General features: G+C 40.3%; 14 protein-coding genes. 11 read left to right on the top strand and 3 right to left on the bottom strand.

Annotation, left to right across the window (positions count from 1 at the left end; all coding sequences use genetic code 11):
* Positions 1-18 precede the first annotated feature (18 nt).
* Positions 19-1,251: an anaerobic sulfatase-maturation protein gene (locus tag AB7E53_RS01070; protein WP_446773654.1), complete on the bottom strand. Its 1,233-nt coding sequence runs from the start codon at positions 1,249-1,251 to the stop codon at positions 19-21.
* Complete coding sequence (locus AB7E53_RS01065) at positions 1,248-1,652, bottom strand: Dabb family protein (protein ID WP_079683031.1); 405 nt, start codon at positions 1,650-1,652, stop codon at positions 1,248-1,250. The genes AB7E53_RS01070 and AB7E53_RS01065 overlap by 4 nt, the downstream gene beginning before the upstream one ends.
* Before the next feature lie 181 nt (positions 1,653-1,833).
* Here AB7E53_RS01065 and AB7E53_RS01060 point away from each other — a divergent pair, with 181 nt between their 5' ends.
* The 3 genes from AB7E53_RS01060 to AB7E53_RS01050 are packed head-to-tail and all read left to right on the top strand — an operon-like array spanning position 1,834 to position 6,137.
* Positions 1,834-3,279 (top strand): hypothetical protein, encoded by a 1,446-nt coding sequence (locus tag AB7E53_RS01060; protein WP_446773652.1) that lies wholly within the window; start codon positions 1,834-1,836, stop codon positions 3,277-3,279.
* Complete coding sequence (locus AB7E53_RS01055) at positions 3,251-4,618, top strand: GDSL-type esterase/lipase family protein (protein ID WP_446773650.1); 1,368 nt, start codon at positions 3,251-3,253, stop codon at positions 4,616-4,618. The genes AB7E53_RS01060 and AB7E53_RS01055 overlap by 29 nt, the downstream gene beginning before the upstream one ends.
* Positions 4,605-6,137: an MBOAT family O-acyltransferase gene (locus AB7E53_RS01050; RefSeq protein ID WP_079683029.1), complete on the top strand. Its 1,533-nt coding sequence runs from the start codon at positions 4,605-4,607 to the stop codon at positions 6,135-6,137. The genes AB7E53_RS01055 and AB7E53_RS01050 overlap by 14 nt, the downstream gene beginning before the upstream one ends.
* On the opposite strand, the gene AB7E53_RS01045 is transcribed toward AB7E53_RS01050, so the two are convergent.
* The gene (locus tag AB7E53_RS01045) at positions 6,118-7,389 is read right to left on the bottom strand and encodes a mechanosensitive ion channel family protein (RefSeq protein ID WP_421467190.1); all 1,272 of its coding nucleotides are present in this window, start codon (positions 7,387-7,389) and stop codon (positions 6,118-6,120) included. The two genes, AB7E53_RS01050 and AB7E53_RS01045, sit on opposite strands and share 20 nt — an antisense overlap.
* A gap of 200 nt (positions 7,390-7,589) precedes the next feature.
* Here AB7E53_RS01045 and AB7E53_RS01040 point away from each other — a divergent pair, with 200 nt between their 5' ends.
* The 8 genes from AB7E53_RS01040 to AB7E53_RS01005 all read left to right on the top strand — a co-directional run bounded on the left by AB7E53_RS01040 (position 7,590) and on the right by AB7E53_RS01005 (position 17,282).
* Positions 7,590-10,457, top strand: coding sequence for a PD-(D/E)XK nuclease family protein (locus tag AB7E53_RS01040; protein ID WP_446773648.1), 2,868 nt, complete (start codon positions 7,590-7,592; stop codon positions 10,455-10,457).
* Between the two features lie 59 nt (positions 10,458-10,516).
* Positions 10,517-11,401 (top strand): glucose-1-phosphate thymidylyltransferase RfbA, encoded by an 885-nt coding sequence (rfbA, locus tag AB7E53_RS01035; protein ID WP_079683026.1) that lies wholly within the window; start codon positions 10,517-10,519, stop codon positions 11,399-11,401.
* A 240-nt stretch (positions 11,402-11,641) separates the two neighbouring features.
* Positions 11,642-12,778 (top strand): OmpA family protein, encoded by a 1,137-nt coding sequence (locus tag AB7E53_RS01030; RefSeq protein ID WP_079683024.1) that lies wholly within the window; start codon positions 11,642-11,644, stop codon positions 12,776-12,778.
* A gap of 97 nt (positions 12,779-12,875) precedes the next feature.
* Positions 12,876-14,273 (top strand): undecaprenyl-phosphate glucose phosphotransferase, encoded by a 1,398-nt coding sequence (locus AB7E53_RS01025; RefSeq protein ID WP_079683023.1) that lies wholly within the window; start codon positions 12,876-12,878, stop codon positions 14,271-14,273.
* Between the two features lie 68 nt (positions 14,274-14,341).
* A complete protein-coding gene (gene ruvX, locus AB7E53_RS01020; protein WP_079683022.1) occupies positions 14,342-14,770 on the top strand; it encodes a Holliday junction resolvase RuvX in 429 nt (142 codons plus the stop codon).
* Positions 14,767-15,324 carry a peptide deformylase gene (gene def / locus AB7E53_RS01015; RefSeq protein ID WP_446773646.1) on the top strand — a complete coding sequence of 186 codons (558 nt, stop codon included), beginning with the start codon at positions 14,767-14,769 and terminating at the stop codon, positions 15,322-15,324. The genes ruvX and def overlap by 4 nt, the downstream gene beginning before the upstream one ends.
* A gap of 22 nt (positions 15,325-15,346) precedes the next feature.
* Positions 15,347-16,894: an acyl-CoA carboxylase subunit beta gene (locus AB7E53_RS01010; RefSeq protein ID WP_179398234.1), complete on the top strand. Its 1,548-nt coding sequence runs from the start codon at positions 15,347-15,349 to the stop codon at positions 16,892-16,894.
* Between the two features lie 67 nt (positions 16,895-16,961).
* Positions 16,962-17,282 (top strand): acetyl-CoA carboxylase biotin carboxyl carrier protein subunit, encoded by a 321-nt coding sequence (locus AB7E53_RS01005; protein WP_068183970.1) that lies wholly within the window; start codon positions 16,962-16,964, stop codon positions 17,280-17,282.
* The last annotated feature ends 7 nt before the right edge of the window (positions 17,283-17,289 follow it).

Here is a 17,289-nt window from a genome sequence, read left to right as displayed (position 1 = left end):
AACTTTTTCTTTTTTGTGTTATTGCTTCTGCTTACGCGCCCAATCCATCACATTGGCTGGCGGACGTTGAGCCATGAGTTCCTTTTTCATGAAATCCATGTAAGGCGCAATATGTGTGAAGTATTTTTTTAAACCTTTACACAAATAGTTTAGTCCCGGTTCGCCGTCGGCTGTTGTAAGAAAACGGTTTTTCGGGCATTCCCCGTTGCAGGCAAAAAGGTATTCGCACGATTTACACTGATTGGGCAACGTATCTGCCTTATCGGCGCCAAATTTAAGTTGCTTTGGCGAATACATCATTTCCGTTAACGAGTGTGTACGTATATTTCCGAGTTTATATTCCGGAAAAACATAATGGTCGCAACTGTAAACATCTCCGTTAAATTCCATAATTCCTGCATGTCCGCATGTTTTTGCCAGCGTACATATACCGGGTTGCTCTCCAACCCAGTTGGCCAGGGCTGCATCAAACAACTGAACGAAATAGGTTCCCACGTCCTCCTTTAACCATTCGTCGAATATGGCGCAGAGAAAATTGCCCCATTTTTCGGAATCAACAGTAAAAGGCGCAAGTTTTATTTCCTGATTCTGTTGTAGCGTATGAGTAAGTTTGGTCCCGTCGTTCTGTTCATGTATACGTTCCACAATGGGTGAAAACTGAATATAATGACATTCTATTTCCTTAAAGAAATTATAAAACTCGAGGGGATAGTCAACATTGTAGTCGTTAACCACAGCCATCGCATTATATTCGACTCCGTGTTTTTTTAACAGGTCGATTCCCTTCTTTACCTTATAAAAGGAGGGTTGTCCCTGCTTGTTACGTCTGTATTCGTCGTGGAACTCCTGCGGACCGTCAATTGATATCCCCACCAGGAAGTTATTCTCCTTAAAGAATTGGCACCATTCATCCGTAAGCAACGTTCCGTTTGTCTGGATGCAATTATCTATTTGTTTGCCACGTCCGTAAATTTTCTGAAACTCCAGCGCCTTTTTATAAAAGCTGATAGGACGCATCAGTGGTTCACCTCCGTGCCACGTAAATAAGACTTCGCTCATAGTCTGACTGTTGATGTACTCTTGAACAAATTTCTCAAGAAGCTCATCAGTCATTATGCTGTTTTTCTTTTCCGGATAAAAGTTCCCTTTTTCAAGGTAATAGCAATATTTGCAAGCCAGATTACATACAGACCCCACAGGTTTAACCATCATGTAAAGCGGACGCGCAAAGGGCGTAGCTAATGTACTCATAGGCTCTCGTAATCGGTTTCCTGAAATCCGCTGACTTCAGTTTCCCATCTTTCTTTTACAAATGAAACATGATCGGGATGGTTGTTGTATGTCTCGAAATCCGTACGGTTCGTAAAGACCATCGAAAATCCGAAGTCGAATGTGCACTTGGGACTGGTCTGGCGGAATACCTGGAAATTTCTGACAACCGGGATAGATGTTAGAATCTTCTTTCCGTCGGACAGAAAGGCGTTTGTAGCATCCGATTCTTTGCCATGCTTTAGGCTAAAAGCAACTGTATGAAGTATTTCTCCGGGTTTTAATGTGCAAGCGGCGTCGTCTTTACAAGAAGTAAGCACTCCCGCTGTAGCCGACACGGCTGTGGCGACTGATGCCGTTTCTAAAAATCTGCGTCTGTTCATAGACTACTATTATATATGTATTATTGAACTGTTTAGATTACAAATGTAATAGAATTTGGAATAAACGGGCAGCCTTTACCCATTTATTTCAGTTTTTCTTTTATCCCATTCCGGATTAACTTCATTAATAAAATAAAAAAATACCTACATTTGCACCTTCGAAATAAGCAGATAGCGATAAATGAATAAAGACACGACTTTTGGCAGACTGATAGGAATCCTATTCATAACTATGTTTGTTTGCCTGGCTCTATATATGCTGCCCGACACTATCCTGGGATACAAAATAAAGAAAGTAGACTTACTTTCGGATCTCAGAATCAAAGATGACTCGGTGTCTATCGACCAATTGAAACGCAAACTTGCCATAGCCGATTCGTTGCTGACAGACTCTATCAATAAAGCCCGTTTGGCACAATCGACCGAAACCGATTCGTTTTCAATCGCCCTAAGGGATTCGCTTTACAAAGCAATGCAATCGTCATGGTCGGCAGCCGACTCGCAGGGGGTACGGCTGGAAGACTTTTCACTGGGACATGTAGGTTTAAAACGCTTCTTTGCAGCACTGAAGAATGCCCAGGAGCGAAGAGGGCAGGTCCGCATCGCATTTATGGGAGATTCGTTCATAGAAGGAGATATCATGGTAGCCGATTTTCGAAATGACATGCAACAGAAGTTTGGCGGACGAGGCGTCGGTTTTGTACCTATTGCTTCTTCTGTTTCGCAATACCGTCCCACGGTGGAACATCACTTTGGCGGATGGAATACATTCTCGCTGCTTACAGATAAAAGTAAGAAATATACATTGCCCGGAATGGTGTTTGAAGCCCAAGAGGGTGCAAATGCTAATTTCCGTACCGTAAGCCGTTATGCAACTCTCCGTGAAGTCTCCACCCTAAAGCTGGTATACGAACAGAATGCCAATTCGCAGGTTCAACTTGTCAGCAACAGCTCAGCAGATACAGCCTACCAGGATCTTCCGGCAACGAATACGGTTACGCAACGAACCTGGACAGGTCACTTTACCAATGCCTCTTTCCGTTTTAACCGCACCGAAGGATTACGTGTACTGGGCGTTTCGATGGAAGATACAACAGGTGTTGTGGTAGATAATTATTCTTTACGCGGAAACTCAGGCCTTATACTGGAACAGATGGATCCTTCCAGGTGCGAAGCTTTGAATGCGATCCGCAGGTACGATTTAATCGTGCTGCAATACGGCCTGAATGTTGTAAGCGACGAGATGCTTCATTATGGTTGGTATCGCCAACGAATGGTGCAGGTGATAAAACATGTGCAGACCTGTTTTCCCAATGCTGATATTCTATTACTGGGGGTATCCGACCGTAGCCGTCAGGAAGAAGGTGCCTTTAAAACTATGCCAGCAGTATTAGCTCTTTTGCATGCTCAACGACAGATAGCCCAACAAGCAGGCGTTTGTTTTTGGAATGTGTTTAGTGCTATGGGTGGCGAAAACAGTATGGTGAGATATGTAGACAATAATTGGGCAAGCAAAGACTATACACATCTGAGCTTCAGAGGAGGGAAGGAGATAGGAATGTCTCTATTTAAAGCAGTGTTAATAGAAAAACAATTTTATGATGAAGCAGAAAAAGCACTTCGATAAAGAAACCTTGATGGGTTGTCTTATTGCATCACTCGTGCTTGTTTCAAGCATTCATTTTGCATTCGGAGTCACAAAAGGCTTTGATAAGAACTTGTTGCCGTCTGCATCTCACGAATTACTTCCAATCCCTTCTGCCGGATCAGTTTCTTTTGAGGTTGATTCGCTGAATGTGATTCAGGACAACCAGCATGCGCTGGATCCGATCTTTCGTTTGCTTGATTCTTTACGATCGGGAAAAGATACGGTACTTACTATCGTGCATTTGGGCGATTCTCATCTGCAGGCAGGATACAATACGGGTAAAATCATGCGGTTGATGCAACATGATTTTGGCAATGCGGGCAGGGGATGGATTTCTCCTTTAAAATTGTCTAAGACCAACGAACCCGACGATTATTTCATCCGTTCCGAAAATAACAGCTGGGTGTCCGGACGTATTACACAATCGGCCCCCAAATGCCTGATCGGTCCCGGGGGAATTGGAATTCAAACTAATCTTCATAACGTAAACCTGGATGTTTCAATTGCTCCAAATAACGGAATGGGCTATTCATTCAATAAGGCCATCTTATACCGTCACCCTCAGGCTGCCTTCCTGCAGCCATCTGATCCCGATCATCGCATTGTTGCTTTAAAAGGAGCCGATACAACAGACCCCGCTCTGGTTGCAGATACCTTCTGTTTGCCTAAGCTTACAGATGTATTGTCGCTGAAGGGTGCTGCGGATAAAGTCGATTCTACAAATACAGGTAGTTCCGATGCGTTTATGAATACCTTCTACGGGTTATCTCTTACCAATGGCAATCCCGGGGTTTTGTATCATTCCATCGGAGTAAACGGTGCTTTGTATGAAAACTATACCAAAGAAAGCTATGTAAGGCAACTGGCTTTGTTAAAACCTACGTTGCTTATTATATCGCTGGGCACCAACGAAAGTTTTGGCAGGAATTTCAATAAAGCAGATTTCGAGAAACAGATAGATCGTTTTGTTACGATGCTTAAAACTTACATGCCCGAAACAACATTGATGCTTACAACTCCGGCCGAGTGTTACAAACGGACGCGTGTCAAGAAAAAAAGAGTCTATGTAAGAAATACCCGCACCGAGCAGGTGGCTCAGACAATTGTAAATTATGCAAGGGAGAAGGGTATTGCCTGTTGGGATCTATTTTCGGCAACCGGAGCAGACGGTTCTTGTAAAAGTTGGTACAAGGCGGGTTTGTTTGGAAAAGACCGGGTTCATTTTACTGTAGAAGGATATAAGGAACAAGGCACGTTGTTCTACAAGGCATTTATCAAAAAATATAACAATCATCTCGAACAGAATGGAAATCTTTAATCTGGATTTATCACGTATTCCCAGTTTGCTTGGGTATCAACCTGGCGCTCCTATGATTTTTAGCAGCGGCCTGTTTTTCTTTCTGTTTATTTTATTTGTATTGATTTATATCCCGTTGAGAAAATATGCCTATGCAAGGATATTCTATGTAACACTTTTTTCTCTCTATTTTTATTATAAAAGCAGCGGAATCTGGTTTCTGTTATTGATGTTTACAGCTTCGTCCGATTTTTGTATCGGCCGACTCCTTTCTTTGTCGTCCAACAATCTGGAGCGTAAATTGCTGGTAGCATTAAGCCTTTGTGTAAACCTGGGTATGTTGGGCTATTTTAAATATACCAACTTTTTATGTCAGGCATTTACAGGTCTCGGAGTTGAAATAGGACAGATTTTCGGTATCGAGCAATTGCAGAAGCTTAGCTATCAGCCGATGGATATCTTCCTGCCGGTTGGTATTTCTTTTTTTACGTTTCAGTCGTTAAGTTATATTATCGATATCTATCGCGGACGAATTCAATCGCTGAAAAGATGGATCGACTATGTATTTTATGTTTCGTTCTTCCCTCAGCTGGTAGCCGGACCGATTGTTCGTGCGCGGGATTTTATTCCACAGATATATAAAACTCCTTCGGTATCGAAAGCCGAATTTGGAGAAGGGCTTTTCCTGATTGTGTGCGGATTATTTAAGAAGGCGGTGATTTCCGATTATATAAGCCTGAATTTCGTAGATCGTATTTTCGACGCTCCGTTGCTATACACGGGGGTAGAAAACTTATTGGGCATCTATGGATATGCATTGCAGATTTATTGCGACTTCTCCGGCTATTCGGATATGGCAATCGGTATCGCTTTACTGCTTGGGTTCAGGTTCAATATCAATTTTGATTCACCCTATCAATCGGCCACCATCACCGAATTTTGGCGTAGATGGCATATCTCTCTTTCTTCCTGGTTAAAAGATTATCTATATATCTCCTTGGGTGGTAACCGAAAAGGAAAGGTTCGGACCTATCTTAATTTGTTAATAACCATGCTTCTGGGCGGTTTGTGGCACGGTGCTTCTGTGCGTTTCCTTATCTGGGGAGCTATTCACGGAATATCCCTGGCTGTACACAAATTCGTGATGGGCCGATTTAGCAGCTTTAAGCAATCGGGCGAATTGATGAATCCGCTTCGAAGGGTAATCGGAGTGCTTATAACATTTCATGTTGTATGCTTCGGATGGATTTTTTTCCGTGCAGATTCCATGCAACGGGTAGGAGAGATGCTTACTCAGATTGCAACAAACTTCCATCCCGAAGTTTTTCTTCAATTCCTATCTGGTTACAAAGTGGTATCATTCATGATGATTACAGGGTATCTGATGCACTTTATGCCTAGAAAAGCAGAAATGAAAATGCAGCTGGCTGTAACTAAGTCGCCTTTGGTTATCCAGGCGTTGATACTAATTATAGCTGTATTTATTGTTTTTCAGGTTAAAAGTGCCGGGGTTCAGCCCTTTATCTATTTTCAGTTTTAACAAACGTCCGGACATCACTTCCGGATAATTCCTGGAAAATCTGAAGATCGAATTCCGGTATCACCGCCAGAACATGGTCAAATACATCGGCTTGGATGGTTTCATAGATTACCCAATCTTTGATGGATGAGAAAAAATAGAGTTCCATAGGAATACCTTTCTCCGTGGGTTGCAGGTGCCTTACCATACATATCATCTCTTTGTTCACTTCCGGAAGACTTTCGAGGTAGCGTTGCAGATAGGCACGGAATACACCCAGATTAGTCTGACGTCTGCCATTTACTAAGATAGTGTTGTCAATCTGATTTGCCTGATTGTAAGTTTGAAGTTTATTTTCGGTGTCATCTATATACCCGGCAAGAAGAGATATCTTCCGGTATTTTTCCAGCATTTCGGGTGTACAGAACTTTACGCTGTTCATGTCAAGATTGATGGATCTTTTGATTCGTCTTCCGGGAGATTCACGCATTCCTCTCCAGTTCTGAAAAGATTCGCTAATAAGTGCGTAAGGAGGGATGGTGGATATGGTATTGTCGAAGTTCTTTACCTTGACTGTATTTAACGTAATTTCAATTACCGTTCCGTCGGCTCCGTACTTGGGCATCGAAATCCAGTCGTCCACCCGTAACATATCGTTGGCCGACAGCTGGATGCCCGCTACAAATCCCAGAATTGTGTCCTTAAACACCAACATCAGAATGGCTGCAGATGCACCAATTCCCGTAAAAATAGTGGAGGGAGATTCGTTTATAAGTATGCTGATCAACAGTATGATTCCTACTGAGAATAAGATAACCTGCACAATCTGGACAAAACCTTTCAGTGGCTTGTCTTTAAATTTGTCGTTTCTGTGAAATAATTCCACCCCAAGATTCAGGAGGCTGTTTATAAAAAGAAGCGAAACAGTTATGATATATATCTGGCATAATTTCTGCAACAAGACGAGAATTTCTTTATCTGCAGGTGATGGATAGGCCAATGGAAGCATAGTGAAAATAAGAATGGAAGGAATGATATGCATTCCTTTGTTTATTATTTTCTTTTCAATGATTAAATCGTCCAGTTGATTGGTCGTTTTCTTAGCAAACTTTTTAAATGCTCCCAATAAAATGTATCTGCAAATATAATCTACTGCCAAAGCAAGCAATATAATTATAAGTAGTACAGCAAAATTGTCGAGATAGTCTGCTACACTTACAGATGTGCCAAAGTTCAGCAACTTTTGATTAAACCAGTTGGTAATTTGTTCCATAAATCTTTTATTTCTCAGAATTTGATATCCCTGCAAAAGTAATAAAAGGTTTAGTATTTTTTACAGGACTTAGCTGCTGACTTACTTTATAACTGGATTAAGGTTTTAATTCTGTACAAAATGAATAACCGGCACAATGACGGTTAACCAACTTTTTTAAGTATGTTTGTATATTAAATCAGATAATTGATACTACTAATATGACCCCATTTTTATATAAGGTTGCATCGTGCTTTTACGATACTTATGGTACGGAAATAAACGAGTTGGCTTTTGTTTTCCCGAATAGGAGAGCCGGCCTTTTCTTCCAAAAGTATTTATCCGAAATTGCGCAAAAACCGATTTTCTCGCCGCTTACGCTCACCATCAGCGATTTGTTTACTCAACTCAGCGGAAAACAATCGGCCGACAGAATCAGCATGCTTTTTTCATTGTACACTATTTATATTGAAAAAAGCGGATCGCAGGAGTCTTTCGACGAATTTCTTTATTGGGGAGAGATGTTGTTGAATGACTTTGATGACATTGATAAATATATGGTAAATGCAGCCAAACTGTTTTCGAATGTAACAGATTTACGGGAGATCGAGTCAGATTTTAGTTTTCTCGATGCCGAACAGATAGCAGCCATTCGTTCATTTTGGTCCTCATTCTATCCGGTGAATGATTCTCCGAACCAGAAAGAATTCTTGCATGTATGGCAACTTTTGTTTTCACTTTATGAAAGTCTCAGAGAAAAGTTGGCACACGAGGGGAAAGGCTACGAAGGCATGATATTCAGGGATGTGGCAGAATCTGCTGCAGAAGATAGCTTAAACCTACCTTATAAAAAGATTGTTTTTGTGGGGCTTAATGCCCTTACCAAAGCTGAAGAGTCTTTTTTAGGTTATCTGAGAGATAAAGGGGTGGCCGACTTTTACTGGGATTATGCTTCTCCCATGGTGATGGATGCAGATAATAAGGCTTCCTTCTTTGTAAGAAGGAACCAGCAGCTTTTTCCTTCTCAGTATGTGCTGCCATTGGATGAAATTGATCAGCCCCGGATTGAGGTGATAGGTATTCCATCCGGCATCGGACAGGCAAAGCATGTGCATACCATCCTTTCCGAACTTTGTGAAAGTGAAGATTTTGGGGCTCCTGAAGCATTTAAGACGGCCGTGATTCTTCCGGATGAAACGTTGCTTATTCCGGTATTAAATGCAATTCCCCAAAACATTAAGAAGATAAATGTTACCATGGGATATCCATTGGCCGGAACTCCGGTAGCCTCTTTGATGGACTATATACTGGCATTGCAAAAGAACATACGTTTCCAGGATGGAAAGGCTCTGTTTTACTTCCGGGATGTATTGTCTATTTTGAATCACCGGTATATTAATACGTCATCGCCGGATCTTGTAAGCGAATTGATCCGCACGATTACAGAGAATAATAAAGTATATATAGAGTCGGACGAGCTTAGCCGGAACAGCCTTCTTTCTATTCTGTTTTATCCTGTTGCCGGAACCGATGCATTCTCTGAATATATTATCCATATACTGGAAGAGCTGAATAAAGTATTGTCGTCTGATAATGACGACGAAAACGAAGGCGAATTTCAGCGGACCCACGATCTGGAGCAGGAATTTATCTTTCATTATTTCGCAACCGTAAACCGAATGCAGGAGGTGATGAAGGATGCCGGAATAGAAATGACGGTTAATACTTTCTACCGCCTGTTAAGAAGGCTTACCGATACGATAACGATTCCTTTTCATGGAGAACCTCTTTCGGGTTTACAGATTATGGGGGTGTTGGAAACGCGCGCATTGGATTTCGACCGGATCATCATTCTTTCAGTAAACGAGGGCATTTATCCAACCAGAAAAGGGGCAAACTCATTTATTCCATATAATTTACGTAAAGGATTCGGTTTGCCTACTTACGAACATCAGGATAGTGTTTGGGCCTATCATTTCTATCGTTTGATATATCGCTCAAAGCAGGTCAGCTTACTTTATGATACGCGGAGCAACGGTCTTCAAACCGGCGAAGTGAGCCGGTTTGTTTATCAACTTCGTTACCATTACGAAATGGACATCAAGCAAAGTCTGCTGGTATACAACGTTTCATCTTCTAAAACTCCGGCTATCTGTGTGCCTAAAACCCCAAAGGTGGCCGAATTGTTGGCTCAATACAAAAAGGGAGGAAGAAAAGCCATTTCCGCCAGTGCAGTAAATACCTATCTGGATTGTCCGTTAAAGTTTTATTTTACAGTCCTTGAAGGATTGGAAGAAGAGGAGGAGGTGAGTGAAACTATTGAAAGTAATGTGTTTGGTAGTTTGCTCCATAAAGTAATGGAGGTATTGTATGAACCCTTCAGAGGTAAGATGGTTACTGCAGATCTGCTTGATAAAATTGTGAAAGATAAAGAGTTGCTAACACAGACCATTGCTAAAGCTTTTGCCGAAATCTTCTTTAAATCGGCAACTGTTCGTCCCCTTTCCGGTCAGAACTTTCTGATCGGTGAAATGATTCGCAAATATGTAATCAAGGTCCTGGAGCGAGATAGTAAGCTAACTCCATTTATATATATTGAATCGGAAAAAAAAGTGTATGCCGAATTTGTTCTTAATCCGAATGAAACAATTCAACTTAAAGGTTTTATTGACCGTATAGATGAAGTTAAGGGAAGCCTCCGTATTATTGACTACAAGAGCGGAAGCGGTACATCTGTCTTTACAACGGTTGACAGTCTCTTTGACAAATCACTGAAAGACAGGCCTAAGGCTGTTATGCAGGTTTGTTTGTATTCGTGGATGTATGGATTGACAGAACCAACAAAAAGTATTCAACCCGGTATATATTATATGAGAAATCTGTTTTCTGATGCGTTTGACAGTGCGGTCTATCAGAAACCTGCCAAAGAGAAAATACCATTAAGTGAATTCGCCTCTATTCGGGATAACTTTGCGGAAGAACTGGGTAAATGCCTTCGCGAGATATTTGATTATACCATTCCTTTCCGGCAGACTGAAACTGAAAATGCCTGTATGTACTGTGCTTTTACCGGAATTTGTGGCAAATGATTGGTCATTTATCTTATAATTATGTATGTTTGCAGTTATAAATTAAAAAAAGAAAAAGGATGAAAGGAATTGTTTTGGCTGGAGGTTCGGGAACCCGTTTGTATCCTATTACAAAGGGTGTATCCAAGCAGTTACTGCCGATATATGATAAACCGATGGTTTATTATCCTGTTTCAGTGCTTATGTTGGCCGGTATTAGAGAAATTCTTATAATATCAACCCCCCAGGATTTACCTGGATTCAAGCGTTTGCTTGGAGATGGTTCTGATTTTGGCGTAAAATTCGAATATGCCGAACAACCTTCACCCGATGGCCTTGCCCAGGCATTTATCATTGGGGCAGATTTTATAGGCAACGACAGTGTTTGTCTGGTCTTAGGAGATAATATCTTCTATGGTCAAAGCTTTACGCGTATGCTTCAGAGTGCGGTTAAGGATGCAGAAGAAGCTAATAAAGCCACTGTATTTGGATATTACGTAAACGACCCTGAACGATACGGAGTGGCTGCCTTCGATAAAGATGGTAATGTTATCAGTATAGAAGAGAAGCCAGCTCATCCCAAATCGAACTATGCAGTAGTGGGACTTTATTTTTATCCGAATAAAGTTGTCGAGATCGCCCGTAACTGCAAACCCTCAGCAAGAGGAGAGCTTGAGATAACAACTGTTAATCAGGAATTCCTTGATCAGCAAATGCTTAAAGTGCAGTTGTTAGGTCGCGGATTTGCCTGGCTGGATACCGGCACGCACGATTCCCTTTTTGAAGCCTCTTCCTTTGTTGAAGTAATTGAAAAACGTCAGGGATTGAAAATTGCATGTCTGGAAGAGATCGCCTATAAAAATGGTTGGATAACCGATAAAAAACTTGAAGAGGTGGCTCAACCAATGAGAAAAAATCAATATGGTGATTATCTTTTAAAATTATTAGACAGAAATATACATTAAATTGTAAAATATTGATTATCTTTGTGAACTTTGAAGTTTTGACGTGATTGCCTAATTCTCTTTTTGCTAGGCTTTTATATGGTTTTAATTACTTAAAATTCATATTTAAGCATCAATTAAAACAAAATTGTATAAACAATTATAGGTTTAATTTGTTTTAATTAAGTAAAAGAGTTAATTTGGTTTTTTAATTTTTATATGAAATTAGGTAGTTGATTGTTTAATTAAAAGTTTAACAAAATGAAAACGAAAGTTTTTCTTCTAGCAATTTTTGCAGGTTTTGTATTGTCTTCTAATGCACAGGAATTTAAATCTCAGATTGGTTCCAGCAAAGAAGCCGGATACAAAACAGATTTTAAGAAAAATAAATTTGGTGACAACTGGTTTATTTCAATTGCAGGAGGCGCAAGTATGCTTCTAGGTGATCAAAATGATAATGCAGATTTTGCAAATCGCCTTAACTTTGCTCCTCAGGTGTCTTTTGGTAAATGGTTTAGTCCTTATTTAGGTTTCCGTACTCAGTTAAATGGTGGTTCCATTCACAGTTTTCAGAATAAACAACCATTTATGCATCACAACAAATATATCGCAGCTCATGTCGATTTGTTGTGGGATGTTACAAACTTTTGGGGAAAGTATGATGAAGCAAAAGGATTCCGTTTGATTCCATGGGTAGGTATGGGTTATGCCAATAGATTCAAACATGAAAGTGTAATTCGTTCTGAATCTCCTACACTTAATGCTGGTTTGTTAACAGCGATTCGTTTAAGCAATCGTGTTGACTTGAACTTCGAAGCTCAGGGTTCACTGCTTCAGGAGCATTTCAACCGTGTACAGGAAGGTCATACTTCGGATGGTATTCTTCAGCTTACTGCAGGTTTGACATTTAAGTTGGGTAAGTCTAACTTTGAAGTGCTTGAGCCAATGGATTATGCTTTGTTAAATGATTTGAACGGCCAGATTAACAACCTGCGTGCTGAAAATCAGGAATTGGCAAAACGTCCTAAATCTTGTCCTGAATGTCCGGAACCAGTTGCTCCTGTTGTAACAAACAATGTAGTAGACAACGTAGTTTATTTCCGTTTGAACAGTGCTAAGGTAGACAAGAATCAGCAGATTAATATCTACAACACTTCAGAGTTTGTTAAAGAATATGGTACAGCTGTAAAGGTTATCGGTTATGCCGACAAGAAGACAGGTACTTCAAACTACAACCTGAAGCTTTCTGAAAAACGTGCGAGAGCGGTTGCGAAAGAGTTGATGGACAAATACGGAATTTCTTCTGATAAGATTACAATTGAGTGGAAAGGTAGTGACGAACAACCTTACAACGAAAACAATTGGAACCGTGTTGTTATCATGAGAGCTGAAAAGTAATATAAATTGATAAATAGAATAAGAAGGTTGCACAATAATGTGCAACCTTTTTTGTTATATTAATATTACATTTTCTGTTTGAAGAACTGACTATTTTATGGAACTCAACAAAAAACAGGCATACCTGATTCAGTGGCTTATTGGCATGGGAGATTTGATTGTAGTCAATCTGGTCTTTTTTGTAACTCTGTATATAACACCTGAGTTTTTTGTACAACCCATCTTTTATAAGATCAGAGAGGTTGTTTTGTTGTTAAATTTCTGTTACCTGTTTTCCTTATCCTTTGCCCCATTGCAACTGCATGAGTCGGTCATCTTTATCGAAAAGATTGCGCAACGATCTTTTTTACTTATCACTATCCATCTGTTGCTTTTTATTACCTGTCTCTTATTCCTTAATCTGGGTGATTCACTCGCAACATTCCTTGTTATATATTACGTCGCATCGGTATTGATTTTCACAACCTGGCGGATAATGGTCCGGGTTCTGCTAAAGTTCTACAGACGTAAGGGGCATAATTCAAAAAAAGTAGTTATAGTTGGAGCCGGAAAGAATGGTCTGGACCTGTTTCAGGTAATGAAGAATGATTTAGCTTATGGTTTTGATGTGGCAGGTTTTTTTGATGATAATGTTTCTTTGCGTTATTCGCTACCTAATTATTTGGGAATGACTCACGAAGTGGAAGATTATGTGAGTGAGCACGAGGTAGATGAGATATATTGTACACTTCCCGGAACGCAAGATGCCAAAATCTTGAGAATGATGAATTTTGCGGAAAAGAATATGATCCGGTTTTACATAGTGCCCGAACTGTATAGAAATGTAAAAAAAAGTCTTGTACTTGAAATGATAGAGTCTATACCCTTGCTGACAGTGAGGAACGAACCACTCCAATTTGCCTATAACCGGGCTTTGAAAAGGTCTTTTGATATTGTTTTTTCTTTTCTGGTACTTATAACCCTTTTCCCTGTTCTATATATTATCATTGGAATTTGCATAAAATTATCCTCAAGGGGGCCTGTATTATTTAAACAGGTACGCACCGGTATGTATGGCCAGGATTTTTATTGTTATAAATTCCGTACAATGAAAGTGAATGCCGAGGCCGATTTGCTGCAGGCGGTAAAAGACGATCCCCGTAAAACCAAAGTCGGAGATTTCTTGCGCAGAACCAACCTGGATGAATTTCCTCAATTTATTAACGTATTGTTTGGCGATATGTCTGTAGTGGGTCCGCGTCCTCATATGCTCAAGCATACAGAGCTCTATTCTTTTCTAATAGATAAATATATGATACGTCATTTGGTTAAACCCGGTGTAACCGGTTGGGCGCAGGTGACAGGCTACAGAGGTGAAACCAAAACCCTCGAACAAATGGAAGGCCGTGTAAAAAGAGACGTATGGTATCTTGAAAACTGGAGCTTTTTCTTAGATCTTAAGATTATTGTACTTACCGTAGTTAACATGTTTAAAGGCGAAAAAAACGCCTATTGATTTATTTGCTGCACACTTTTTGAGTATTTGTGTAACTGCATTCCGATTTTGTTATATCTTTGCAGCCGATGGGAAGAATTCTGGCTATAGATTATGGGCGCAAAAGAAGTGGATTGGCTGTTACAGATACATTACAGCTTATAGCCACGGGGTTGACTACCGTTCCGAGTGGTGAGTTGGTGAAGTATCTTTCCGACTATGTCTCGAAGGAACCCGTAGATTTATTTGTTGTAGGATTGCCTAAGCAGATGAACAATGAGCTGTCGGAAAATATGATACATATTGAAGCTTTTGTAAAACATCTCAAAAGAATTATTCCAACTATTCCCGTTGTGTTTTCGGATGAACGCTTTACATCCGTACTGGCTCACAGAGCCATGCTGGAAGGTGGCTTAAAAAAGAAAAAAAGACAAGATAAAGGCTTGGTTGATGAAATTAGTGCTGTAATTATCTTGCAAGATTATTTAGAAAGTAACAAATATCAGTTTAAGTTATGATTTTACCCGTATTTTTATATGGACAGGCCGTGTTACGTCAGAAGGCCGAAGATGTTGCAAAAGATTATCCTGAAATTAAAAAACTAGTCGCCGATATGTATGATACGATGTATCATGCGGATGGGGTTGGACTGGCTGCTCCTCAGATAGGTTTGTCAATACGTCTGCTTGTTATTGATGCAAATGTATTGGGTGATGATTTCCCGGAATGCGTAGGTTTTAAAAGAACGATGATTAATCCGGATATTATTGAAAGGAGTGAAGAGGAGATTCTTTTAGAAGAAGGCTGCCTTAGTATTCCGGGTATAAGTGAAAAAGTATCCAGAGCCAAAGTTATAAAGGTGAAATATCTGGATGAAAACTTTGTTGAACACGAGGAAACCATAGACGGTTTTGCTGCCCGCGTAGTGCAGCACGAGTGCGAACATTTGGAAGGTAAAGTTTTTATTGACAATATATCGGCCATACGCCGTCAATTAAATAAAGGAAAAATCAATAGTATTCTCAAAGGAACAGTAAAATGTTCTTACAGAGCTAAAGCTGTTGGTAAATAAATGTTTCATTTAATTTATTAATATGACATCATTAAGTAAAAACATTCAGGATCTTCGGGAACGTAAAGCTCTTGTAGAGATGGGTGGTGGTGAAGCTGCGATTGAAAAGCAGGTTGCGATGGGTAAATTAACCGCTCGCGAACGAATCATTACCTTATTGGATAAGAATTCTTTTCATGAATACGACTTGTTCGTTGACCATGACGGCCGTGATTTTGGCATGGAAAATAAAGTGTTGCATGGAGATGGAGTAATTACCGGTACCGGTACCATTTTTGGCGCACCTATTTGTATCTACGCTCAGGACTTTACAGTTGCAGGTGGATCTTTAGGATTAAAGCACGCACGTAAGATCACTAAAATCATGGATCACGCCTTGAAAATGAAGTGCCCAATCATTGGAATCAATGACTCGGGTGGTGCTCGTATTCAGGAAGGGGTAGGGGCTTTGGCTGGCTACGGAGAAATTTTTTATCGCAATACAATCTGTTCGGGGGTAATTCCTCAGATTTCTTTAATCTTAGGCCCATGTGCCGGAGGTGCAGTATATTCTCCAGCATTAACAGACTTCGTATTTGTGGTAGAAAATATTTCAAAGATGTTTATTACCGGTCCGAATGTAATTAAAACAGTTTTAGGCGAAGATATTTCAATGGAGGACCTTGGCGGTGCCCGCGTACATGCCGAAATTACAGGTAATGCCCATTTTTATGCACAGAGCGAGCTTGAATGTTTTGACCAAATCAAGAAACTGGTAAGCCTTATTCCATGGAATAACATGGAACGTGCAAAATCTATCGAACCAAAAGAACCTTCTGCAAAATTAAACATCGAACAGGTTGTTCCTGCAGATCCTAAGAAACCTTATGATGTACGCGATGTTATTAAGTGTATTGTTGACGACTCTGACTTCCTTGAAATTCAGGAGCTTTGGGCTGCAAACATTGTAATAGGATTTGGTCGTATGGGTGGCGAAACAGTTGGTTTCGTAGCTAATCAGCCTATGGTGTTGGCCGGTGTGCTTGATTGCGACAGCTCAGACAAGGCTGCTCGTTTTATCCGCTTCTGCGATGCCTTTAATATTCCTATTATTACACTTGAAGATATGCCAGGTTATCTGCCTGGAGTTGACCAGGAGCATGCAGGTGTGATTCGTCACGGTGCTAAGGTATTGTATGCTTATTCTGAAGCTACTGTTCCTAAGGTTACCGTAATCTTGCGTAAAGCATATGGTGGTGGTTACATTGCCATGAATTCACGTCACCTTGGTGCCGACTTTATGTTTGCATGGCCAAGTGCCGAGATTGCCGTAATGGGTCCGGAAGGTGCTGCCAATATAATTTTCAGAAAAGAGATTATGGAAGCAGAAGACCAGGATGCAATGCGTCAGGAAAAAGTGAAAGAGTATATTGAGAAGTTTGCCAATCCATATGTGGCGGCATCCAAAGGCTTTATTGACTCTGTAATTGAGCCAAAGGAAACACGTTCGTTGCTACTACATGCATTGAAACTGTCTGTATTGAAGAGCGAAGACCGTCCTGCAAAAAAACACGGAATACCTCCGTTCTGATCAATAAATATAAGAGCTGGCCTGTTGCCGGCTCTTATGAAATATATCTTTCATTAAACTGAATAAAATGGAAAAGAATGAATATGTTGATTTTGTAGTTACAGCACGTAAATACAAAACATTATTAACAAATAAATATTTAGCTCGCGAAGTTTGGCAGAAGCCTTTTCCGGGTGATGTTATTTCTAAACTTCCAGGAACCATTATTCGTGTAGATGTAGAGCAGGGACAAGAGGTTAAAGCCGGCGAATTGCTTCTAATACATGAAGCTATGAAAATGCAAAATCGAATAGTTGCTCCAGTGTCTGGTGTTATCATTGAGATGCATGTTCAGGAAGGAGAAAAAATCAGTAAGAATCATTTGATGCTAAAAATAGAACCTAAGTGAGATAAAT

Source organism: Macellibacteroides sp., from assembly GCF_050251695.1.
Classification (GTDB): domain Bacteria; phylum Bacteroidota; class Bacteroidia; order Bacteroidales; family Tannerellaceae; genus Macellibacteroides; species Macellibacteroides fermentans.
This window is presented reverse-complemented; position numbering and strand designations above follow the sequence as displayed.